This is a genomic window from Sphingomonas sediminicola (genome assembly GCF_049991885.1).
Classification (GTDB): Bacteria; Pseudomonadota; Alphaproteobacteria; order Sphingomonadales; family Sphingomonadaceae; genus Sphingomicrobium; species Sphingomicrobium sediminicola.
Map to the genome: position 1 here is coordinate 2705984 of NZ_CP178916.1, position 23253 is coordinate 2729236.

The following is a 23253-nucleotide window of genomic DNA, read 5'->3' on the forward strand; positions in this document are numbered from 1 at the left end:
GTTTGAACTTGTCGCTTCCAAGTTCTAACGCGGCCCGATGCAGGGTACGGATCTCCGCTACATGAGCGGCTTTGGCGGCCATTTCGAAAGCGAAGCTGTCGAGGGCGCACTCCCGAAGGGCCGGAACAGCCCGCAGCGGCCGGCCTTCGGCCTGTACGCCGAACAATTGTCCGGGAGCGCCTTCACGGCACCTCGTCACGAGAACCTGCGGAGTTGGCTCTACCGCCTGCGACCGACGGCGGACCATCGTCCGTTCGTGCGTTATGAAGGCGCGAAGCTGTTTGCGCCGGGGACGGTGAAGCAGCCGCTCGCGCCCAATCGCTTGCGCTGGAACCCTCCCGGCGACCTTCCTTCCGGCGCCGATTTCGTCGACGGCATGGTGACCATGCTCGCAAACCGCGATCCGTCGGATCTCGAAGGCGTAGCGGTGCACCTCTACCGGGCCCAGCGGAACATGGAGAGCCGCGTCTTCATCAACGCGGACGGCGAGCTGCTGATCATCCCGCAGGAAGGCCCGATCGAGCTGCAGACCGAGCTCGGCCGAATCGAAGCGGGTCCGGGCGACATTGCGCTGATTCCGAGAGGCGTGAGGTTCCGCGTCAGGCTGCTGGACGGCGAGGCGCGCGGATATGTCGCCGAGAACCACGGCCTTCCTTTTCGCCTTCCTGACCTTGGCCCGATCGGCGCAAACGGCCTCGCCAATCCGCGCGATTTCGAGGTGCCGGTCGCATCCTACGAGGACCGCGACGAACCGACCGAGGTCATCCAGAAATATCTGGGCAGCCTGTGGACGACGACGCTCGATCATTCGCCGCTCGACGTGGTCGGCTGGCATGGGAATTACGTTCCGTGCCGCTACGACCTGAACCGCTTCAACACGATCGGTACCGTCAGCTACGACCACCCTGATCCGTCGATCTTCACGGTGCTGACCAGCCCGAGCAACGTGCCGGGCAGGGCGAACGCGGATTTCGTGATCTTTCCGCCGCGCTGGATGGTCGCCGAGGACACGTTCCGGCCGCCCTGGTTCCACCGCAACGTGATGAGCGAGGCAATGGGGCTGATCTACGGTGAATATGACGCGAAGGCAGAGGGCTTCGCACCCGGGGGTCTGTCGTTGCACAACCTGATGAGCGGGCACGGTCCCGATGTCGAAAGCTGGAAGAAAGCGAGCGAGGCCGAGCTGAAGCCGGCCAAGATCGAAAGCACGCTCGCCTTCATGGTCGAGACTTGCTGGCCGTACCGGCCGACACAGTTCGCGCTCGACCGAGCGCAGCCCGATTATGACGAAGCCTGGGCGGGCTTCCCAAAGGCGAAGTTGCGGTAATGACATTGGACCAGACGCACGATCCGAAGCTCGCCAGCTGGGTTGAGGGCGCTGAGCCCGGCAGCGACTTTCCGATCCAGAGCCTACCGATCGGAATCTTCTCGGAGGCGAAGGGTCTTCGGCGGCCCGGGGTCGCGATCGGCGATTATATTCTCGACCTCACTGCATCAGCCGACCTTCTCGATGAGGAGTGGCGCGAGGATTTGTCGCAGCCGATCCTCAACGCCTGGTTGTCGCGCGGTCCGGAAGCGCATCGCGCGTTGCGCCAGCGCTTGTCCGAAATCCTGAGCGACGAACGCTATCGCGACGATGTCGAGATAAACCTGATCGGCCAGAGCGAAGTGCGGATGCACCTGCCCTGCCTGATCGGCGATTACACCGACTTCTACGTCGGGATTCACCACGCGACGAACGTCGGGAAGCAGTTCCGGCCGGACAATCCGCTGCTTCCGAACTACAAATATGTGCCGATCGGCTATCATGGCCGTGCAAGCTCGGTACGGGCATCGGGCGAGCCGGTGGTCCGGCCCAGAGGCCAACGCAAGCCTCCGGAGGCCGATGCTCCGGAATATGGGCCAAGCCGGCGTCTCGATTACGAGCTGGAGCTCGGCATCTGGATTGGGCGGGGGAACGACCTCGGCCAGCCGATTCCGATCGGCGAAGCCGGTCAGCACATCGCGGGATATTGCCTGCTCAACGACTGGTCCGCGCGCGATCTGCAGGCGTGGGAATATCAGCCGCTCGGGCCCTTCCTCGCCAAGAACTTCCTGACCAGTATTTCGCCGTGGATCGTCAGTGCCGACGCGCTTGCGCCGTTCCGCACGCCGATGCCGCCGCGGCCGGAAGGCGATCCCGACCCGCTACCTTATTTGAGCAATGATGCCGACCGTCAGAGCGGGGGGCTGAGCATTCAGCTCGAGGTTACGCTTTCCACCGAGAAGATGCGGCAGCAGCGCCAGGCGCCTCATGTGCTGTCGCGCGGCCGGGCGGATTCGGCGATGTACTGGAGCGCGGCGCAGATCGTGACCCACCATTCGTCGAACGGCTGCAACCTCCAGCCGGGTGACCTGATCGGCACAGGGACGCTGTCGAATGACAGCGATCAAGGTCTGGGCTCGCTGCTCGAGATCAGCCGCGGCGGGAAGCAGCCGATCGAGCTGCAATCCGGCGAGAAGCGTAGCTTCCTTGAAGATGGCGATGAGGTGACGCTACGCGCCTGGTGTGAGCGTGAGGGCGCAGTGCGGATCGGGCTCGGCGAGTGCGTAGGACGAGTGGTCTCCGCATATTAGCCTGTAACTTTTTTGGGTGATGGCGCGAATCTGAGTTCAGATGACTGAACTTACGAACATCAATAGGCGGGCCTTCATCGGCGTCGCCGGAGCCGCCGGAGCGGCGCTGACTTTCTTGTCCGTTGGACGAGCCAATGGCGCGAGCAGGAGCTTCGAATTCGCGCTAAGCGACAGTGACTGGCGAAAACGTCTCGGACCCGAGCGCTATCGCATCCTGCGCGAGGCTGGAACGGAGCGGCCCTATTCCAGCCCGCTCAACAAGGAGCATCGACGCGGGACCTTCGCTTGCGCCGGATGCGGCCTACCTTTGTTCAGTTCGGCGACGAAGTTCGACAGCGGCACTGGCTGGCCAAGTTTCTTCCGTCCCTTGCCGAATGCAATATTGACGAGAGCCGATCACAGCCTGTTCATGGAGCGAACCGAGGTGCTGTGCCGCCGTTGCGGCGGGCATTTGGGCCATGTGTTTGACGATGGCCCAAGGCCGACCGGTCTTCGCTATTGCATGAACGGGCTCGCCCTGAAGTTCGTCCCCGCTTAGCGCTCGTTGTCCCAGATCATCGAGATGATCTTCCAGCCTTCCTCGGGGTGGCGGAAGAGCTGGATAGAGTTGATTCCGCGACGCTCGGGCTCGGCATCGTCGAGCGACGTCCGCGCCTCGTAATTGCTCCAGACGTGAGCCATGTTGCCGAACACATCGATCCGGCGAGCCGTCTCGATCTCGTAGAAGTTGTTGGTCGTGAAAAAGGGCGTCGTGTTCTCCGCATAGTCGTCGAGGCCCATCATCTTCATTTCCGGACGCCCCTGCTCGTCGACCCAGGTACGGACCTGCCTCGCTTCCGGCAGGAAGCTGTTCCGCTGTCGCGACCAGTCGCGAGGGCCCGCGGGACCGGAAATCATCGCGTACATTTCGTCGATAACTGCGCCGATTTGCTCTTCGTCGCTCATGCCTTCTCCTCACTCACGCGGGTCATCGCCAGCGCAGCCAGCGCCATGACAGCGGCTGCAAAGGCCATGGTGTAGATCGGCTCGTCCGGGAAGAACGCCTTCATGATCGAGCCCATCACTGTTGCGACCAGCAACTGGGGCACGACGATGAAGACGTTGAACAGCCCCATGTAGATGCCGAGCTTCTTCTGCGGCAGGTTCGAAGCCAAGATGGCGTAGGGCATTGCCAAGATCGACGCCCAGGCGATGCCGACACCGACTTCTGCGATCAACAGCTGGTTGGCATTCTTGAACAGGAAGAAGCTCGCGTAGCCGAGCGCGCCGCAAAGCAGCCCGATGATGTGCGTCTTGACCTTGCCAATTCGACGCGCGAGGAATGGCAGGATCGTCAGCGCTGCGATTGCGGCAACGCCGTTGTAGGTCGCAAAGAGTACGCCAACCCAATTGCCGCCTTCCTGGTAGGCGGCGCTATTCGCGTCGGCCGAGCTGAAGAAATATTGCGCGACTACCGGCGTGGTGTTGATCCACATGATGAACAGGGCCGACCAGCTGAAGAATTGCGCCAGCGCGAGCTTCTTCATCAGCGGCGGCATGCCCGAAAAGTCACCGACGATGCTTGACAGCATGTTCGAAGATCGGCCGCCCCTCGCCATCTGGATTCCGACGATCGATGCCAAGCCATAGGCGATCAGCAGGCCGCCGAGCAGATAGACTTCTTTCTCAAGACCGAAGGCGTCGGTGCCGGCAACAATGGCGGCGCCAGCCGCGATCCAGACGATGCTGGTAGTGAGCGTTCGCGCAGCGAGTGCACGGATGGTTACGGTCCCGTCATGCGCGATTTCACCGTCATCGAACGCGCTCACCTCTTCAGGCGAATATTCGCGGGTGGTGACGATCGTCCACATCACCGCCGCGAACAGTGCGACGCCACCGGCCCAGAAGCTGTAGCGAACGGTATCGGGGATCTGGCCAGCCCCGGCCTCATTCGCGACGCCCCAATGTTCGAGCAGGTACGGGAAGATCGAGCCAACCACGGCGCCTGCGCCGATAAACGCGGTTTGGACCGCATAGCCCGCAGTGTGTTGGTCGCGCGGCAACATGTCGCCGACAAAAGCGCGAAATGGCTCCATCGAAATGTTGAGGCTGGCGTCCAGCACCCACAGCAGCAAGGCGGCCATCAGCAGCACTTGCGATAGCGGCATGAGCAGTAGCGAAAGAGCGGCGAGTATGGCGCCCGTCAGGAAGTAAGGACGCCGCCGCCCAAGCCGGCCTAGCCAGGTCTTGTCGGACATGTGCCCGATGATCGGCTGGACAAGCAGCCCGGTCAGCGGGGCGGCGACCCACAAGGCCGGAAGATCGTCCAGGCTCGACCCCAACGACTGAAATATCCGCGACATGTTCGCGTTCTGGAGCGCGAAGCCGATCTGGATGCCGAAGAAACCGAAGGAAATATTCCAGAGCCCGGCGAGACTCTGCCGGGGTTTTTCGCTCACAGGCATGCTCTCTCCCTCATGCGCTCGCGCACAAGCTGGCAGAACAATCGGCGTTGGACAATTCGCCCGGTCAGGCGGGCCGGCTCGAGTCCCGGATCACCAGCTTGACCGGCAGCAGTTGGTTGCGTGCGGTCCCGAACTCGACGGCCTCCACGGCTGCTTCCACCAGTCTCTCACCGGCTTTGCGGGAGTCCTGGCGCACGGTGCTCAAGGGCGGGCTCGAAAGGCTTGCAGCGGGAATATCGTCGAAGCCGACGATCGCGACCTCCTCCGGTATCGCCCGGCCGAGTTTCTGAAGCGCGTGCATCGCGCCGATCGCAGCGACATCGCTGGCGGCGAACACTGCATCAAATTCCACGTTGCGTCGGCGGAGCTCATCGACGGCATCGCGCCCCGCCTGTTCGCTCGGCTCGGCATCGACGCAGAGGCTGTCGTCCGGCTCGATGCCTGCAGCCTTTAGCGCCCGGCAATAGCCGCGCCAGCGGTCGTGGAATTCCTGGAAGCCGGGGCGGACAGTGCCGATGAAGGCGACCTTCCGGCGTCCGCTCTGCAAGAGATGCTCCGTCGCATCGAAGCCGCCCTGCTCGTTGTCCGAGCCGACCGTTGCTCCAAGCTGGGATCCGCCAGTGGATCCCCAGCGGACGAAATGCGTGCCGCGATCGACCAGCCGATGAAGTAGGGGCTCTGACTGGAAGTAGTCGCCATAGCCAAGGAGAATGAGCCCGTCCGCCTTGTGCGTGTCGGCATAATCGACGTGCCAGTCGGACGAGAGCTGCTGGAACGAAATGAGCAGGTCGTACCCCGTGTCCGCGCACTTGCGGACCATCGCGCCGAGCATCGACAGATAGAACGGGTTGATGAGGTTATCGTCGGCCGTCGCTTCCTCAAAGAGCAGAGCGAGGGTCCTTGAGCGGCTGCGCCGGAGTCCCGACGCATTCTTGTCGACCTTGTAATTGAGCTGTTCTGCGGCGGCGAGGACGCGTGCGCGGGTTTCGGCGCTGACCGACGGGCTATTGTTGAGGGCGCGCGAGACCGTCGGCTGCGACACGCCGGCAAGCGCTGCGATGTCGAATGAGGTCGGCCGCCTCTGCATCTTCTCCCCTCGGAGCAGATTAGGCGGGCTGAATACGTATGTATAGGCGCGGACCCCGTTCCGCAGGCTGAAACCTCTGATATCCCTCATCTTCGGGAGAGGGCTTCATGCCCAACAGGAAGTCGTCGCGGCGAAACGCCGTGAATCAGGGGAACGAAATCGATGATCATCACGTCTTCGCGCCTGCGTCTGGCCGCCGCGGCGAGCCCGCTTGCGCTCGCATTGAGCTTCGTGGCCGCAACGCCCGCAAGCGCGCAAACCGAAACGACTGAGCCGGCAGACACAACGGCCGCAGCGGCGCAGGAAACGACCGATCAAGCGGCGGCTCAGGAGCCTGCCAGCGAGGACAAGGCGATTGTCGTCACGGGCTTCCGCGCCGCTCTCGCCAGCGCCACATCCACGAAGAAGCGGACCGACCAGGTCGTCGAAGCGGTCACCGCGGAAGATATCGGCAAGCTTCCGGACAATGGCATCGGCGAATCGATTGCTCGCCTTCCGGGCATTTCGGCGCAGCGTGCACAGGGCCGCGCCAACATCATCTCCATCCGTGGCTTTGGTCCGGACTTCTCCGTGACGACGCTGAATGGCCGTGAACAGACCACGACGAATGACTCGCGCGCGGTCGAGTTCGACCAGTTCCCGTCTGAAATCCTGAACCAGGTCGTCGTCTACAAGACCCCGGCGGCAAATCTGACCAGCCAGGGCCTCGTCGGCACGATCGACCTTCGCACGATCCGCCCGCTCGATGCCGGCAAGCGCATCATCGCGGTGGGAGCGCGCGGGAGCTACGTCGACCAGAAGCTGCAGCCTGATTCTCACGACCTGGGCTATCGCGTGTACGGCACCTACGTCGACCAGTTCGGCAACGGCGATGTCGGCATCGCCTTGTCGGCGTCCTACACGAACGAGCCCTATCAGACGAAGGACTGGAATTCCTGGGGCTATTCCAACCTGAGCTCGACCGATTCCAGCCAGATCTTCAACGGAACGAAGATGTGGGTCGAATCCAGCGACCTCAAGCGCCTCGGAATCAACGGTACCATCCAGGCTCGTCTGAGCGACAATATTTCCACGACCGTCGATGCCTTCTATTCGAACTTCAAGGATCACGTGAACCAGCGCGGGTTCGAGTTTCCGGCGTTCGGCAATTTCCCGCTGACCAACGTCACCACCGAGGACGGCCTCGTTACCGGCGGCACTTTCAACAACGTTTTCGGCATCGTCGAGAACTATGCGAACGATCGCGACGCCGACCTCTATTCCGTCGGCTGGAACCTCGCGTTCGACAGCCACAGCGGATGGAGAGGATTCGCCGACCTCAGCTGGTCGCGCACCGATCGCAGCGATCGGTTCCTCCAGACGACAGTCGGTACTGGCCGCGGGCGCAGCGGAGCCTCCGACAACATCGATTTCAGCTGGACTGACGAAGGTCCTGTCTTCAGCCCGAACCTCGATTATTCGGACCCGAACATGATTATGCTCACAGACGTCCAGGGTTGGGGCTGGTTCAACGGGCCGATCAATCAGGCAGGCTACGACAACCTTCGCAAGACCCGAGACGACCTCAAGCAGGCTCATTTCGAGATCGAACGCGAGCTCGACTCCTTCCTGAGTTCAGTGAAGCTCGGCGTGAGCTATACTGATCGCAGCAAGAAGCTTCGTGCGGTCGAGGCCTATCTGACCCCGGCGGGCGGCGTGGACGAGATCGCCGTTCCATCGGATCTAATCCTCGATCCCGTGGAACTGGATCGCGGCATCGGGCCGATCCTGACCTACGATCCGCGCGACCTGATCGACGCCGGAGTGCTCGACGTGGTGCCGGCTCCCTGGGGCGACCAGAAGGCCTACAAGGTCAGCGAAAAGCTGTGGACGCCGTACGTCATGGGCGTGATCAATGCGCAGCTCGGAAGCACGGAACTGACCGGCAACGTTGGTGTGCAGTTCGTTCACACGGACCAGAGCTCGACAGGCCTGGTCGGGGCGAGCGGCGTGTCAGGACTCATCTCGAGCACGAAGAGCCGAAAGTATTGGGAAGTCCTTCCCAGCCTGAACCTGTCGTTCCGGATGCCGAACGACTTCATCATCCGGTTCGCTGCATCCAAGCAGCACATCCGTCCTCGGATGCCGGACATGGCCAACAACTTCAATTATTTCACCGATCTATCCCTTGGCGGTATCATCCGGGGTGACGGCGGCAATCCCGACCTGAAGCCGTATGCGGCGACGGGCGTCGACCTGAACTTCGAGAAGTATTTCGGGTCGAAGGGCTACATCGCGCTCCAGACTTTCTACAAGCACATGGACCGCTACATCGCGAGCGGGTTCACCGCGTTCGACTACAGCGGCTATCCGCCTCCAACCAACCTTCCGCCGGTCAGCACAGACGGCATTCTGTTCGGGCAGGTCAATACCAAGGGCGGTTACATCTACGGCGCCGAGTTGGCCGGCACCCTTCCTTTCGACGTGTTCTCCGACGCGCTAGCAGGTTTCGGCCTGACGGGCGGTATTGGATACACGAAGACCAAGGTGAAGGACTTCAACGGGAATTACAGTTCGATCCCGGGCTATTCGAAGTGGGTCGGCAACCTGACCGCCTTCTATGAGAATAGCGGATTCAATCTCCGCGGCAGCATGCGCTACCGGTCGGAATATCTGGGCGATTTCGCGCTCTACAGCGGGGGCCTCGACCGGCAGGTGGTGCAGTCGGAAACCATCTTCGACGCACAAGTCGGATATGATTTCCCGACGTCGTCGATGCTTCGCGGGCTGTCGCTCTACGTGCAGGGTCAGAACCTTACCGACGAGCCTTCGAAGACGCTTCCGCAAGGTGCGAGCAACGACCTCCAGTTCCTGAAGTACCAGACTTACGGACGCCGCTTCCTTGCGGGCTTCACGTACAAGTTCGGTGCAGAGGCTCCGCCGCCGCCGCCACCTCCGGCGCCTCCGCCACCACCGCCGCCGGCCCCGCCGCCGACGCAGACCTGCGCGGATGGATCGGTGATCCTGGCGACCGACGCTTGCCCGGTTCCGCCGCCTCCGCCTCCGCCGCCGCCACCGGCGCCCGAACGCGGCTGATCTTGAGCGAACCCGGTGGCGCTTGAAGCGTCGCCGGGTCCGCGCGATGAAAGAGTGACATGAGTGAAACGGGTCAGCGCCGGATCGTCGTCGTAGGCGGCGGCACAGCCGGATGGATGGCCGCGGCCACGCTGTCTCGTTTCCTCGGAAACACTTCGATCATTCTGGTTGAATCCGATGCGATCGGCATTGTCGGCGTCGGCGAAGCGACGATCCCGCAAATACACTTGTTCATAGGTGGACTGGGCCTCCACGAAGCGGACATCGTTCGCGAGACGAAGGCTACCTACAAGCTCGGGATCGAGTTCGACGGCTGGTTGGAGCCCGGCCATCGCTACATGCATGCGTTCGGAATCGTCGGCCGCGCGGTCGGCGTTATCCCGTTCCGCCAGCTTTGGCACAGCGCGCGTTCCCACGGCCTCGCCGAGGAATTTGGCCACTATTATTTCAACGAGGTCGCCGCTCGCATGGGCCGGATGGCCATCCCTGAGGGGCCGGCGAATTCAGCGCTCGGACTGGTTCACGCCTATCATTTCGATGCGTCGCTCTTCGCGGCCTTCCTCCGCCGGTACGCCGAGGAGCGCGGGGTCACTCGCATCGAGGGCAAGATCGACAGCGTCGAACGCGATGAGCAGGGCGGTGATGTTGCTGCCCTTTTGCTCGACGGCGGGCGCCGGATCGAAGGTGACTTCTTCCTGGATTGCACCGGGTTCCGTTCACTGCTGCTCGGACAGACGCTCGGCATTGGTTTCCGCGACTGGTCGAATTATCTTCCGTGCGACCGGGCGCTCGCCGTTCCGTGTGCGAGAAGCGAAAACTTCCGCCCGTTCACGCAGTCGATTGCGCGCAAGGCGGGCTGGCAATGGCGCATCCCTCTTCAGCACCGGACCGGCAACGGCCACGTCTATTGCAGCAGTCAGATTTCGGACGACGAAGCGGCGTCGATCCTTCTCGAGCATCTCGACGGGGATGCGCTCGACGATCCGCGGCCGCTTCGGTTTACCGCTGGCATGCGCGAGCAGGTCTGGTCGCACAATGTCGTCGCGCTAGGCCTTTCGGCGGGCTTCATGGAGCCACTGGAATCCACGAGCATTCACCTGATCCAGTCCTCGATCGCCCGATTGCTAACATTCCTTCCGAAGGCTTCCGCCGGTCCCGCGGTCCGCGAAAAGTTCAACCGCCAAACGGCGACCGAGTGGGAGCAGATCCGCGACTTCCTGATCCTCCACTACAAAGCCAACCGGCGTATTGGGGAGCCGTTCTGGGATCAGTGCCGCGACATGCCGATCCCTGCCACGCTGGCCGAGAAGATCGCGCTCTTCGAAGAGGCCGCAATCATCGTGCGCGAGGACAACGAGCTTTTCACTGAGGAAGGCTGGGGGCAAGTCATGATCGGGCAGGGCCTGGAGCCGCGCTCGTTCTCGCCATTGGCCGCCGCTCTCCCACGTGACGAAATGGCGGCGTATCTCGCCAAGCTCGCGGCCACTTATCGCAGCGCTGCAGCTGCATTGCCGACGCACGCCGAATTCGTCGATTCAATGCTCGCGAAGTCCGCACGACGTAAAGAGGTACACGCCTGATGCCGCTAATGATTGCGCTTGCTGCGATGGCCGCTGCGGCGCCCGCAGCCGATTACCGTGCGCGTCTTCCCGAAGACGAGGTCATCTACTTCCTGCTGCCAGATCGCTTCGAGAACGGCGATGCGTCCAACGACAGGGGTGGATTGAAGGGTGACCGTCTCGCCACCGGTTTCGACCCGACGAGCAAGGGCTTTTTCCATGGCGGCGATCTTAGGGGGCTGACCAAACGGCTGGATTACATCCAGGGAATGGGCGCTACCGCAGTCTGGTTGTCGCCAATTTTCAAGAACAAGCCTGTGCAGGGCAACAAGGGGCAGGAAAGTGCCGGCTATCACGGCTATTGGGTGACGGACTTTACCCGCGTCGATCCCCATCTCGGCACCGACGCCGACTTCAAGGCTTTCGTCGATGCTGCGCACGCGCGCGGCATGAAGGTTTACATGGACATCATCGCCAATCACACGGCGGACGTCCTTTATCCGAGGGAGTGCGAAGGAAAGGGCGAGTGCCCGTACCGCAGCATCGCTGACTATCCGTACCAGCGGCGCGGCGGCGTCAGCGGCGCGGCGATCAACCCCGACTTCGACGGGCGCGATTTCTCGAAGCTGATCGACCCCAATTACGCCTACACCATCACGGTCAAGCCGGTGGAGAAGGCCATCAAGGTCCCGGCCTGGCTCAACGAACCGATCTACTATCACAATCGGGGCGACACGACGTTCAAGGGCGAGTCCAGCCAGATGGGCGACTTCGTCGGGCTGGACGATTTGTTCACCGAACATCCGCGCGTCGTGCAAGGGATGATCGACATCTACGGATCGTGGATTGATCGGTTCGGCGTCGACGGCTTCCGGATTGATACCGCGCAGCATGTGAACCCGGAATTCTGGGCGCAATTCGCACCGGCAATAATGGCGAGGGCTCGCTCCAAAGGCATTCCGAATTTCCATATCTTCGGCGAGGTCGCGACCAGCGAAATGGACCCGGCGCACACGGCCGTGAATACGCGCGTCGACAAATTGCCGAGCGTCTTGGACTTTCCATTCGCGCGCGCCGTGATTGACGTCGTCGCGGGTAAGGCCGGCACCGACGAGCTCGCGAAGCTGTTCCGCGCCGACGCCCTGTACGAGGGTGGCACCGAGGCTGCGCTGCGCCTACCCACATTTCTCGGCAATCATGACGCCGGCCGTTTCCCTGCGCTCCTCAAGATGTTCGGGCTTCAGGCGGACAACGAAGAGCTGCTCAAGCGCGACCTGCTGGGTCACGCGATGCTTCTGACCCTGCGTGGCGTACCGACCATCTATTCGGGCGATGAGCAGGGTTTCGTCGGCAAAGGCGGCGACCAGGATGCACGGCAGGACATGTTCGCTTCTCGGGTCGCCACCTACATCGAGGACAAATTGCTCGGGACGAACGCGACGACCGCGCAGTCGAACTTCGACACCAACCACCCGATCTACCGCGAGATCGCGAAGCTCGCCCATATTCGGACGAGCAATCCGGCGCTGACTCGTGGCCGCCAAGTCGTGCGCTTCGCGTCGGAGAAGCCGGGTCTGTTCGCAGTGTCGCGCTTCGACCCAGCGGACGGCCATGAGGTGCTGCTGGTCTTCAACACGTCGACGCAGCCGATCGAGCAGAACGTCCGCGTGGAGACCGCGTCTTCGAAATTCACGACGCTCGCTGGTGCATGCCCTGCCACTTCTGTTGCGCCGGGAAGCGTACAAATCATGCTTCCGCCACTCGGCTATGCGGTGTGCGATGCTCGCTGACGAGGCGCGTATGCAAAGCGCTGCCGCTACTTCGACTGCGTGGTGGCGCGGCGCGGCGATCTATCAAATCTACCCGCGCAGTTTTTCGGATTCGAACGGTGACGGGATCGGCGATCTGCCCGGCATCACCGAGAAGCTCGATTACGTCCGGGATCTCGGCGTCGACGGCATCTGGTTGTCGCCCTTCTTCACCTCACCGATGCGCGACTTCGGTTACGATGTCGCCGATTATTGCGGTGTCGATCCGGTGTTCGGGACACTCCGTGACTTCGATATGTTGGTCGAGCGTGCGCACTCGCTTGGGCTGAAGGTCATCATCGATCAGGTCTATTCGCACAGTTCCGACCAGCATCCCTGGTTCCAGGAAAGCCGGTCGAACCGCGATAATCCAAAGGCGGACTGGTACGTGTGGGCGGACGCAAAGCCGGACGGCTCTCCTCCGAACAACTGGCAATCCGTTTTCGGCGGGCCTTCGTGGACCTGGGACGCGCGGCGCGGGCAATATTATCTGCACAATTTCCTGCCCGAGCAGCCCGACCTCAACGTGCACAATTGCGCGGTGCAGGATGCGTTGCTTGACGTTGCGCGCTTCTGGCTCGATCGCGGTGTCGACGGCTTTCGCATCGATGCGATCAACTTCGCGATGCACGACCCGGAGCTGCGAGATAATCCGCCTGCTCCAAACGGCGGCAAGCGCACGCGTCCGTTCGATTTCCAGCAGCATCTCTACAACCAGTCGCATCCCGACATCGCGAAATTTCTCGAGCGGTTGCGGGCGGTCACGAACGAGTATGGCGACCGCTTCACCCTTGCCGAAGTCGGTGGCGATCATGCGCTTGGAGAGATGCGCGCGTTCACCGAAGGCAATTCACGGCTGAACAGCGCCTACGGCTTCGATTTCCTTTATGCGGAGAGGCTGACACCGCAGCTCGTAGCGCGCGTCGCGAAGGATTGGCCGAATGACGCGGGCTGGCCGACCTGGGCGTTCGAGAATCACGACGCGCCCCGGGCGATTTCTCGCTGGGCCGACGAAGACCATCGCGACCAATTCGCGCGCGTGAAGATGTTGCTTCTCGCGACACTGCGGGGGTCGATCATTCTCTATCAGGGCGAAGAGCTGGGGCTGCCCCAGGTCGATGTGCCATACGAGCGGCTGCAGGATCCTGAAGCGATCGCGAACTGGCCGCAAACGCTAAGCCGCGATGGCGCTCGCACCCCCATGCCCTGGAAATGTGATGCGCCAGAGCTTGGCTTTTCGCAGTCGGGGCCTTGGCTTCCCGTGGGTGAGAGCCACGCCGCGCTCGCGGTCGATCAGCAGGAATCAGACTGCGGGTCTCTGCTGCAGTTCACACGCGAAGCCTTGAGGCTCCGCAACAAGCACATTGCGCTGCGCCAAGGATCGATGGAGATCGTGGAGTCAGAAGGCGACGTGCTGGTCTTCGACCGGATTGCAGGATCAGAGCGATTGCGGTGCACGTTCAACCTCTCGGATCGACCGGCGACCTATGGTGTGGCGGTAGGCAAAGCCTTCTTCAGCACGGGCAGCCTCGACGGCGGGAAGGTCGGACCTTACTCGGCAGTGATCGAGGAGATCACATGACCCTGCTTCGCATGCTTGCCGCCTTCGTCCTGTGCCTCGTTGCCGTCCCTGCCGCTGCTCAGGACGTGGCGCAGGCGGCTGCCGGATCGCGTGCCGTCGCGGGAGTCGATTCTCCTTCGGGAACGATCCATGTCGACGTGACGCTCAATCCGGAAGGCCGCGTCGGTTACAAGGTGTCGCGGCTCGGCAAGCCGGTCATCACCGAAAGCCGCCTCGGTTTCCTGTTCACCGACGCCCCCGAGATGCTGCGCAATTTCGCCTTTGCTGGGCAGTCGACCCGTGGCTTCGACGAGGCCTGGGAACAGCCATGGGGCGAGTATCGAAGTGTCCGCAACCACTACAATGAGCTGACCGTCAGGTTCGACGAGAAGAATTGGGACAAAAGGCGGATGACCGTCGTGTTCCGCGTCTACGACGACGGCGTCGGCTTCCGTTACGAGCTTCCGCAGCAGACGAAGCTTGGACATGCGAACATCGCGGATGAACTCACCGAGTTTGCGATCGCCGAGCCGGGGGAGGCCTGGTGGGACCCCGCGTTCGAATGGAACCGCGAGGAGTATGTCTACAACCGCACGCCGATTGAGCAGGTCGGGACTGCTCAGACTCCGCTGACCGTTCGCACCGTGAGCGGGCTTCACCTGTCGTTCCATGAAGCGGCGCTGGTCGACTATTCAGGAATGAACCTTCGCCGCGTCGGCGGGCGGACCTTTAAGGCGGTTTTGACGCCGTCTTCCAACGGCCCGAAGGTCAGCCGCGATACGCCATTCGCGACTCCTTGGCGCGTGATCATGATCGCTCCCGATGCGCCGTCGCTCTACCGCTCCGCACAGATCATCCTGAACCTCAATGAGGCCAACAAGCTCGGCGATGTGAGTTGGGTGAAGCCGATGAAATATGTCGGCATCTGGTGGGACATGCACCTTGACCGGAAAACGTGGAATTCCGGCCCGAAGCATGGAGCGACCACCGAATACACCAAACGCATGATCGATTTCGCCGCGAAGAACGGATTCGGCGGCGTGCTGGTCGAAGGCTGGAACAAGGGCTGGGATGGCGACTGGTTCGGACGCGGGTTCGAGTTCAGCTTCACCGAGCCCTACCCGGACTTCGATATCGCCGAAGTGACGCGCTACGCACGCTCGAAGGGAGTCGTGCTGATCGGGCACCACGAAACAGCCGGGAACATAGCCAACTACGAGAAGCAGCTCGGGCCAGCGCTCGATCTTTATCAGCGTCTCGGAGTGCCTGCCGTGAAGACCGGCTATGTCGCTGACGCCGGCGGCATCCAGGCCGAAGGCGCGGACGGCAAGATCCACTTCGAATGGCACGAAGGCCAGGTGATGGTGAACCACCATCTGAAGGTCGTCACCGAGGCGGCCAGGCGGCACATCGCCGTCAATCCGCACGAGCCGGTGAAGGACACGGGCCTCCGCCGCACCTATCCGAACTGGGTCTCCCGCGAGGGCCAGCGTGGTATGGAATACAACGCCTGGGGCGAGCCCAAGAACCCGCCCGAACATGAGGCGAATCTCGTCTTTACGAGGCTGATCTCGGGACCAATGGATTTCACGCCTGGCGTCCTTAGCCTGACCGGCAAGAACAACACGCAGATCCTGTCCACGCTTGCGAAGCAGCTGGCGCTCTACGTGGTCATCTACTCGCCAATCCAAATGGCGCCGGACCTGATCGAGAATTACGAGGCCAATCCGCAGACGTTCAAGTTCATCAAGGACGTCGCGGTCGACTGGGACGAAACGCGCATGCTCGCCGGCGAAGTCGGCGACATGGCAGTCTTCGCGCGCAAGGCTCGGGGTTCGGACCAGTGGTTCGTCGGCGCAGTAGGCGACGAGCAGGAGCGCCGCTTCGACGTCGCGCTCGATTTCCTGAAGCCGGGCCAGCGTTATCGCGCGGAGATCTACCGCGACGGCGATGACGCCGACTATCGTACCAATCCGCGCTCGATCGTGATCGAGCAGAAGGTGGTAACGGCGAGGGCCAGACTTGCGATGCGCATCGCTCCGGGCGGCGGAGCAGCAGTACGTTTCGTCCCGATCCGCTGATGTTCCGACTATTCCTGGCAGTGCTGCTTTTGCTCGTCGCCGAACCCGCGACGGCAAAGGTTGACGCCGGAACGCTGGTCGATCTGGGCGTGGTTCATTCGAAATATTCGGACCCGCGTCACGTAACGGTATGGCTTCCGAGCACCTACAAGCCAAGGGGCCCGCGCCACGCCGTCCTTTACATGCACGACGGCCAGAACCTGTTCGATCCGGAAACCGGATATGGCGGCATGGAGTGGAAGGTCGACGAGACGCTCGACCGCCTGATCCGTGAAAGGAAAGTTCGGCCGACGATCGTCGTCGCCATCTGGAACACGCCGAAGAGGCTTCGCGAATATGTGCCGTCCAAGGCCTTCGGGCATTTGCCGCCGCAATACATGGATCGGGTCCGCCGCCTTTACGGCGGTGATCCGCTGTCCGACGGCTATCTCAAGTTCATCGTCAGCGAGCTCAAACCCAGGATCGACAAGCGCTTTCGAGTGAAAACGGACCGCGCCAACACCGCGATCATGGGGTCGTCGATGGGCGCGCTCATCTCGCTCTATGCGGTCGACGAATATCCGCAGGTCTTCGGCGGCGCGGGCATGGTCTCGACGCACTGGCCGTTGTTCCTTCCAGCTGACGGCGGGAAGTCGATTACCGATCAGGAATATGAAGTCGTCTCGTCCGCGTTCGAGCGATATCTCGCGCCCGCGCTACCGAACCCGAAGACGCACCAGCTCTACTTCGATCACGGCAGCGAAACGCTGGATGCAATCTATGCGCGCTACCAGAGAAGGATTGACACAATCGTCGCCCATCGCGGATATCGTCAGGGTGTAAATTGGATAAGCCGCAACTTCCCCGGTCAGGCGCACAACGAGATCAACTGGGCTTCACGGCTCGAAATCCCCCTGCGCTTCCTGCTGCCGCCGGAAAAATCCGTTCGGTCAAAATGATGCAGGCGTTGCGGCCGGTGCGAACGATTGTCACCTTGCGCGCGTGAGCGAGCGAAAGGCAACGATCGATGACGTCGCAAGGGCGGCAGGGGTCGCGCGCGTTACCGTTTCGCGGGTCCTGAACAACGAGCAAAACGTTCGGCCCCAGACGCGCGAGAAAGTGCGGCAGGCGGTCGAGGCGCTTGGCTATTCGGTCAATCAACAGGCGCGCGCACTGGCCAGCGGAGCGGGCCGAACGATTCTGCTCATCCACTCGCACGACCTCGAGCGGGAGCCGAACAGCTATTATCATTCGGGCCTTGAGCTAGGAGCGCTGCGCGCCTGCTCCGCGCTCGGTTACGATCTGGTCACGCGCGCGGTCGATCCGGACCGGGAGGACCGCAACCACCTGCTGTCCTCGATCATCGAGCGGGAGCGGCCGGCGGGGATTGTGCTGCCGCCGCCGCTGTCGGACGACGTTGACCTCCTCCTGGCAATGAAGAAGGCGGGGGTGCGCGTCGCCGCGGTATCAGCGGGGGAACAGGGGCGGGCGGTCGTTTCGTCTGCGGGTATCGACGAGCGCGCCGGCGGCCACGCGCTGGGCACCTATCTCACTTCGCTGGGACATCGACGGATCGGCTTCATCAAGGGTCCGGAAGATCATTTGGCCGCATCGCTCCGCTACGACGGATTCCTCGACGCGCTGGCTGAGGCAGGCATTAAAGCAGAGCCGTGGACCGCCTCGGGCGACTTCACCTTCAAGTCGGGCGTGGAGGCGGCAGAACATCTGCTTCGTGAACGCAAAGGGATCACCGCGCTCGCCTGCGCCAACGACGACATGGCCGCCGGAGCAATGCTCGCATTGCATCGCGCCGGAGCGGCGATTCCCAAAGACATTTCGGTCACGGGCTTCGACGATACGCCAATGTCGGAAATCGTGTGGCCGCCGCTCACCACGATCAGGCAACCGATCAAGGACATCGCCGAGCGCGCCGTTCACATGTTGATCGAGCGGGCTCTTGACGATGCCGCCTGTTACGAGGCGCTCCCTCACGAACTCATCATTCGGGAGTCCACTGCGGCTCCGGCGCAACACTCGGAAGCTTGACTCCCGCGATCCTTTGACGCACCAAAATGGAAGCGCTTCCATTGGGAGAATGGGGGCGTCGGCTTGTGCGTACATCGCGGGCAAGCCTGTACAGGGGAGAGAATCATTGATCAGTTCGACGCTGAAGGCCCGCCGCGCATTTCTACTGGCCGGCACTTCGCTCTTGCTCGCCGTTTCGTCGGAAGCTTTCGCGCAGGACACGACGCAACCGCCGACTGATCAGCCGCAGCCAGGGGACACGGCGCCGACGCCAGGCAATCCCGAGCCGACCGATCAGTCCTCGGACCAGGCGATCATCGTCACCGGCATTCGCCGCGGTATCGCGTCGTCGATCGATACCAAGCGCCGTGAGCAAGGGATCGTCGAAGCGGTTTCGGCCGAAGATATCGGCAAGCTCCCCGACATTTCCATCGCCGAATCGATCGCACGTCTCCCCGGCCTCGCCGCTCAGCGCGTCAACGGCCGTGCGCAGGTCATTTCGATTCGCGGCCTTGCGCCTGACTTCACGACGACGTTGCTCAACGGACGCCAGCAGGCGAGCTCGGGCGACAACCGAGCGGTCGAATTCGACCAATATCCGTCTGAGCTCCTGGCAAGCGTCGTCATCTACAAGACGCCCGATGCGAACATTGCCGGCTTCGGTCTTTCCGGCACGGCGGACCTTCGCACTGTCCGTCCGCTCAATTTCAAAGAACGGACCGTGGCGGTCAACGTTCGCGGCGAGCTCAACGGCGGCGGCAAGCTCAACGATGACGTCAAGAACTGGGGCGGTCGCGCGTCGGTCAGCTACATCGACAAGATCACTCCGGAGTTCGGGATCGCGCTCGGCGTCGCCTATCTCGATTCACCGTCGAGCAACCGCCACACCAAGGCCTACAATTACGAGACCTTCTGCTGCGGCATCGAGGCGAACATCTCGCCGGCGGATGCCCAGGACGCGACGTTCCTGACGGGGCAGGAGGTCTTCGCCTACTCACGTAACAACAAGCGCCTTGCGGCGATCGGCATCGCCGAGTGGGAGCCGAGCGATCGGGTCCACACGATCCTCGACCTTTACTATTCGCGCTTCAAGCAGCGCGAGACGATGCGCGGTGCGCAATGGTTCTCGAACGTCTGGGCGGACTCGCAAACGTTCACCGGTGTCACCACGCAAGACGTCGGCGGGACCGAGCTCGCCGTTACGGGCACCGCGAACGGCGTCGCTCCTCAGCTTCGCAACGACTACAATAAGCGTGACGACTGGTTGTTCGCTGCTGGCCTGAACAATGAATTCAAGTTCAGCGACCAGCTCTCACTGATCACTGACCTCAGCTATTCCCGTAACCGGCGCGTAGAGACGGTGACGGAGACCTACGCTGGCTACGGCTGCTGCGTCACCGCGGCCGACCAGAACGCAAACCGCGTATTCGATTCCATCAGTTGGGACATCACCGGCGACGCCTTCCCGCAGTACAGCACCGGCCTGGACTACGCCGATGCGAGCCAGGTCTCACTCGGCGATCGCGCTCCATGGGGCGGCTGGGGTCATGACGGCCTGTTCAAGTCGCCGCACGTCAAGGAGCAGATCTACGCTGCGGACGCCGGCCTTCGCTACCAGCCGATGAACAGCGTCATCGAGGCGATCGATCTAGGCGTCAACTTCACCCGCCGCGACAAGAAGAAGCGCGTCGACGAGTGGGACCTTATGCTGAAGAACGATCGTCTCCAGACGCTTGTCGACAGTGGTGATCTGGTCGACCCGACCTCGCTCGATTTCGCAGGGCTTGGCAATGTGCTTAGCGTTGATCTGCCGAGCGCCCTCGACCGCTATTACGACTTTGTCGAGCTCGAGGATGCGAACCACTTCGACAAGGCGTGGCGGATCAAGGAAGATGTGACCACGTTCAAGGTTCGCCTGCAGTTCGCATCTGGCGACCTCCACGGCAACATGGGCTTCCAGGTTGTCAACCAGAAGCAGGAGTCGACTGGCTCGCGGATCAACTTCATCGATTCGCCTGCCACGATTGAGATGGTGAAAGAGGGCACCAGCTACTGGGACTTCCTGCCCAGCCTGAACGCCTATTACGATATCGGCGGAGGTCATCGGATCCGCTTCGCGGCGTCGAAGGTGCTCGCGCGTCCGCGCATGGACGATATGCGTGCCAACCTGACGCCAGGCTTCAACAGCAGCGTTTGCGGCGGGAGCCCGCCGTGCGTTCCTGGCCAGACGGTCAATCCATGGTCGGCAAGCGGAGGCAATCCGGATCTGCAGCCATGGCGGGCTTGGGCAGCCGACTTAGCCTACGAATGGTATATCGGACCGGCGAGCTACATCTCGGTCGCTGCATTCTACAAGAAGCTCGACAACTACATCTTCACTCGCGTGATGCCGTTCGATTTCACAGGCTTCCCGCTTCCATCGACGGCGGCAAACATTCCCGCGGGAGTGATCGTCAGCCCGATCGGGACGGTCACCATGCCGGACAATGGTCCGGGCGGAGACCTGCAGGGCGTCGAAGTCAGCGGAGCGCTGGAGCTCAAGCGGCTCACGTCGCTACTGGACGGCTTCGGCGTGATTGGCAGCTGGTCGAAGACCACCTCGAACCTCAATCCGACCGACAATTCCGGCGAGAAGGTTCGAATTCCGGGCTTGTCAGGCACGGTCTTCAACATGAGCGGCTATTACGAGAAGTACGGCTTCCAGGCTCGCCTGAGCTATCGTTACCGCTCGCCGTACAAGGGTGAAGTGGTGCAGCTGTTCACCAACCGCGGCTTCACGCAGATCCTTGCGGACAAGCAGGTCGATGCGCAGATCGGCTACACGTTCCCGGATACGAGCTCGCTCAAGGGTCTAGGAGCGCTCCTCCAGGTCTATAACTTGACGAACTCGCCGTACCGGACACGCATTGGTCTGGACCAGGGCGGGCCGACAACTGCGGATGGAGGCACGTTCATCGAGACGTATGAGAAGTACGGCCGCCAGTACCTGCTAGGCTTCAACTACAAGTTCTAAGGTAATCATGTCTGCTTTTTCGAAGGTCCGGAAGCACCGGCGTACGCTCCTTCTTGGCCTTTCGGCATCGCTGCTTGCGGCTTGCCAGACTGCGCAGACTGCTCAGTCGATCTGGCCGGCCGCAGCGGTTCCGCCGGCCACTGCGGCGGATGCGGCGATTGATGCGCGGGTGCGGTCGATCGTTGCCGGCATGACTCTCGAGCAGAAGATCGGGCAGATGACTCAGCCGGACATCCGCTCGATCAAGCCGGACGAGGTTCGCCAGTATTACATCGGCTCGATCCTGAACGGCGGCGGCGCGTGGCCGGCCATGAACATGCATTCGAGCGTGGACGACTGGCTGAAGCTGTCGGACGAATTCTACAAGGCGTCGATGTCGACCGACATGACGGTGAAGATCCCCGTGATATGGGGCACCGACGCCGTTCACGGTCACAACAACATCTACGGAGCGACGCTCTTCCCGCACAACATCGGGCTTGGCGCGGCGCACGATCCCCAACTGCTGGAGCGCATCGGCCGCGCAACCGCCGAGCAGGTGCGCGCGACCGGAATCACCTGGGCCTTCGCCCCGACGCTGGCGGTCGTCCAGAACCCGCGCTGGGGGCGGACCTATGAAAGCTACAGCTCGGATCCCGAGCTCGTCCGCAGCTATGCCGGAGCGATGGTCCGGGGTCTTCAGGGTCGGCTGGGCAGCCCCACTTCCGTCCTCGCTACGGCGAAGCACTGGCTGGGCGACGGCGGCACTCTCCACGGCGTGGACCAAGGTGAAACCCGCACGAGCGAAGCCGACCTCTATCGGACTCACTCCGCGGGCTATTACGGTGCGCTGGCGGCCGACGTTCAGACGGTCATGGTCAGCTATTCCAGCTTCACCGACACCGCGTCCGGACAGCAGTGGGGCAAGATGCACGGTAACGCGCATCTCGTCGGAGATGTGCTCAAGCAGCGCCTCGGATTCCACGGCCTCGTCGTCAGCGACTGGAACGGCATCGAGCAGGTCCCGGGCTGCACCAAATGGCACTGCCCCCAGGCGATCAATGCCGGCATCGACCTGATCATGGTCCCGGACGACTGGAAGCAGTTCATCCCTGCGACGGTGGAGGACGTGAAAGCCGGCCGTATTCCGATGAGCCGCATCGACGATGCCGTCTCGCGGATCATCCGAGTGAAGCTCAAGTCCGGGCTGTTCGACGCTTCGCCGGCGACGGGTCCGCATCCCGATGCGTCGGTGATGAGCTCTCCGGCGGCCCGCGAACTTGCGCGCGAGGCGGTGCGCAAGTCGCTCGTCCTACTGAAGAACGATGGTGGCGTTCTTCCGTTCAAGCGGAGCGGCAAGATCCTCGTTGTTGGCGCCGGTGCGGACAGCTTGCCGATGCAGTCCGGCGGCTGGTCGCTGACCTGGCAGGGCGACAATACCAAGACCTCCGAATATCCGAACGCCGAGACCTTGCTGGCCTCGATGCGCAAGTCGCTGGGCGCCGATCGCGTCGATTACAGCGCCGATGGCACCGGGGTCGATGTCAGCAAATACAGCGGCGTCGTCATGGTCGCTGCCGAGCAGCCCTATGCCGAGATGAAGGGTGACATCACCTTCCCCGCGCCGCTTCGGCACAGCGCTCGCTATCCCCAGGATCTGCAGGCACTCGATCGGGTCAGCGGAAAGGGCGTTCCGGTCGTGACCGTGCTCTATTCCGGACGGCCGGTTGCAGCGAACGATCTTATCAACCGGTCGGACGCCTTCGTTGCAGCCTGGCTTCCCGGAACCGAGGGCCAGGGCATTGTCGACCTTCTGTTCGCCGGAGCGGACGACCGGCCGGCTTACGACTTCGCAGGCAGGCTTTCGTTCGACTGGCCGGCGGGCGACTGCCTACCGCAGCAAGGCGGATACCAGTTCCGCCGCGGCTACGGCCTGTCGCTGGGCGGTGGCTCGCGTCTCGGTCGCCTCCCCGAAGCGCCGGTCACAATGGCCTGCCCAGCCGAAAGCCGGTAATCACAGACAGCC

Annotated in this window: 15 protein-coding genes; 12 read left to right on the forward strand and 3 right to left on the reverse strand. The window is 62.4% G+C overall.

What is annotated here, in order from left to right; all coding sequences use genetic code 11:
- The first annotated feature begins 37 nt into the window (after positions 1-37).
- From hmgA to msrB, 3 genes are read left to right on the forward strand one after another with little or no spacing between them, the layout of a single operon-like run.
- Complete coding sequence (hmgA, locus tag ACMC5O_RS14095; protein WP_426693038.1) at positions 38-1327, forward strand: homogentisate 1,2-dioxygenase; 1290 nt, start codon at positions 38-40, stop codon at positions 1325-1327.
- Positions 1327-2616 carry a fumarylacetoacetase gene (gene fahA / locus ACMC5O_RS14100; RefSeq protein ID WP_426693039.1) on the forward strand — a complete coding sequence of 430 codons (1290 nt, stop codon included), beginning with the start codon at positions 1327-1329 and terminating at the stop codon, positions 2614-2616. The genes hmgA and fahA overlap by 1 nt, the downstream gene beginning before the upstream one ends.
- Positions 2617-2656: 40 nt before the next feature.
- Positions 2657-3154 carry a peptide-methionine (R)-S-oxide reductase MsrB gene (gene msrB / locus ACMC5O_RS14105; protein ID WP_187708252.1) on the forward strand — a complete coding sequence of 166 codons (498 nt, stop codon included), beginning with the start codon at positions 2657-2659 and terminating at the stop codon, positions 3152-3154.
- On the opposite strand, the gene ACMC5O_RS14110 is transcribed toward msrB, so the two are convergent.
- The 3 genes from ACMC5O_RS14110 to ACMC5O_RS14120 form a co-directional block, all read right to left on the reverse strand.
- On the reverse strand, positions 3151-3561 hold the full coding sequence (locus ACMC5O_RS14110; protein ID WP_426693040.1) for a hypothetical protein: 411 nt from the start codon (positions 3559-3561) through the stop codon (positions 3151-3153). The genes msrB and ACMC5O_RS14110 overlap by 4 nt on opposite strands.
- Complete coding sequence (locus ACMC5O_RS14115) at positions 3558-5060, reverse strand: MFS transporter (RefSeq protein ID WP_426693041.1); 1503 nt, start codon at positions 5058-5060, stop codon at positions 3558-3560. The genes ACMC5O_RS14110 and ACMC5O_RS14115 overlap by 4 nt, the downstream gene beginning before the upstream one ends.
- Before the next feature lie 64 nt (positions 5061-5124).
- Positions 5125-6147: a LacI family DNA-binding transcriptional regulator gene (locus ACMC5O_RS14120; RefSeq protein WP_187708250.1), complete on the reverse strand. Its 1023-nt coding sequence runs from the start codon at positions 6145-6147 to the stop codon at positions 5125-5127.
- A gap of 162 nt (positions 6148-6309) precedes the next feature.
- Between ACMC5O_RS14120 and ACMC5O_RS14125 the strand changes: the two genes are divergently transcribed.
- The 9 genes from ACMC5O_RS14125 (at position 6310) to ACMC5O_RS14165 (ending at position 23241) form a co-directional block, all read left to right on the forward strand.
- Positions 6310-9222: a TonB-dependent receptor gene (locus tag ACMC5O_RS14125; protein ID WP_426693042.1), complete on the forward strand. Its 2913-nt coding sequence runs from the start codon at positions 6310-6312 to the stop codon at positions 9220-9222.
- A 59-nt stretch (positions 9223-9281) separates the two neighbouring features.
- On the forward strand, positions 9282-10802 hold the full coding sequence (locus ACMC5O_RS14130) for a tryptophan halogenase family protein (protein WP_426693043.1): 1521 nt from the start codon (positions 9282-9284) through the stop codon (positions 10800-10802).
- Positions 10802-12571, forward strand: a complete 1770-nt coding sequence (locus ACMC5O_RS14135; RefSeq protein ID WP_187708249.1) for an alpha-amylase family glycosyl hydrolase — start codon at positions 10802-10804, stop codon at positions 12569-12571. The genes ACMC5O_RS14130 and ACMC5O_RS14135 overlap by 1 nt, the downstream gene beginning before the upstream one ends.
- A gap of 10 nt (positions 12572-12581) precedes the next feature.
- Positions 12582-14171 (forward strand): alpha-amylase family glycosyl hydrolase, encoded by a 1590-nt coding sequence (locus tag ACMC5O_RS14140; RefSeq protein WP_187708248.1) that lies wholly within the window; start codon positions 12582-12584, stop codon positions 14169-14171.
- A complete protein-coding gene (locus tag ACMC5O_RS14145) occupies positions 14168-16231 on the forward strand; it encodes a glycoside hydrolase family 97 protein (protein ID WP_426693044.1) in 2064 nt (687 codons plus the stop codon). The genes ACMC5O_RS14140 and ACMC5O_RS14145 overlap by 4 nt, the downstream gene beginning before the upstream one ends.
- A complete protein-coding gene (locus tag ACMC5O_RS14150) occupies positions 16231-17169 on the forward strand; it encodes an alpha/beta hydrolase (RefSeq protein WP_187708247.1) in 939 nt (312 codons plus the stop codon). The genes ACMC5O_RS14145 and ACMC5O_RS14150 overlap by 1 nt, the downstream gene beginning before the upstream one ends.
- A gap of 43 nt (positions 17170-17212) precedes the next feature.
- On the forward strand, positions 17213-18256 hold the full coding sequence (locus ACMC5O_RS14155; RefSeq protein WP_187708246.1) for a LacI family DNA-binding transcriptional regulator: 1044 nt from the start codon (positions 17213-17215) through the stop codon (positions 18254-18256).
- Between the two features lie 106 nt (positions 18257-18362).
- Positions 18363-21248: a TonB-dependent receptor gene (locus ACMC5O_RS14160; protein WP_222949828.1), complete on the forward strand. Its 2886-nt coding sequence runs from the start codon at positions 18363-18365 to the stop codon at positions 21246-21248.
- A gap of 7 nt (positions 21249-21255) precedes the next feature.
- Positions 21256-23241 carry a glycoside hydrolase family 3 protein gene (locus ACMC5O_RS14165; RefSeq protein WP_426693045.1) on the forward strand — a complete coding sequence of 662 codons (1986 nt, stop codon included), beginning with the start codon at positions 21256-21258 and terminating at the stop codon, positions 23239-23241.
- Positions 23242-23253: the final 12 nt, after the last annotated feature.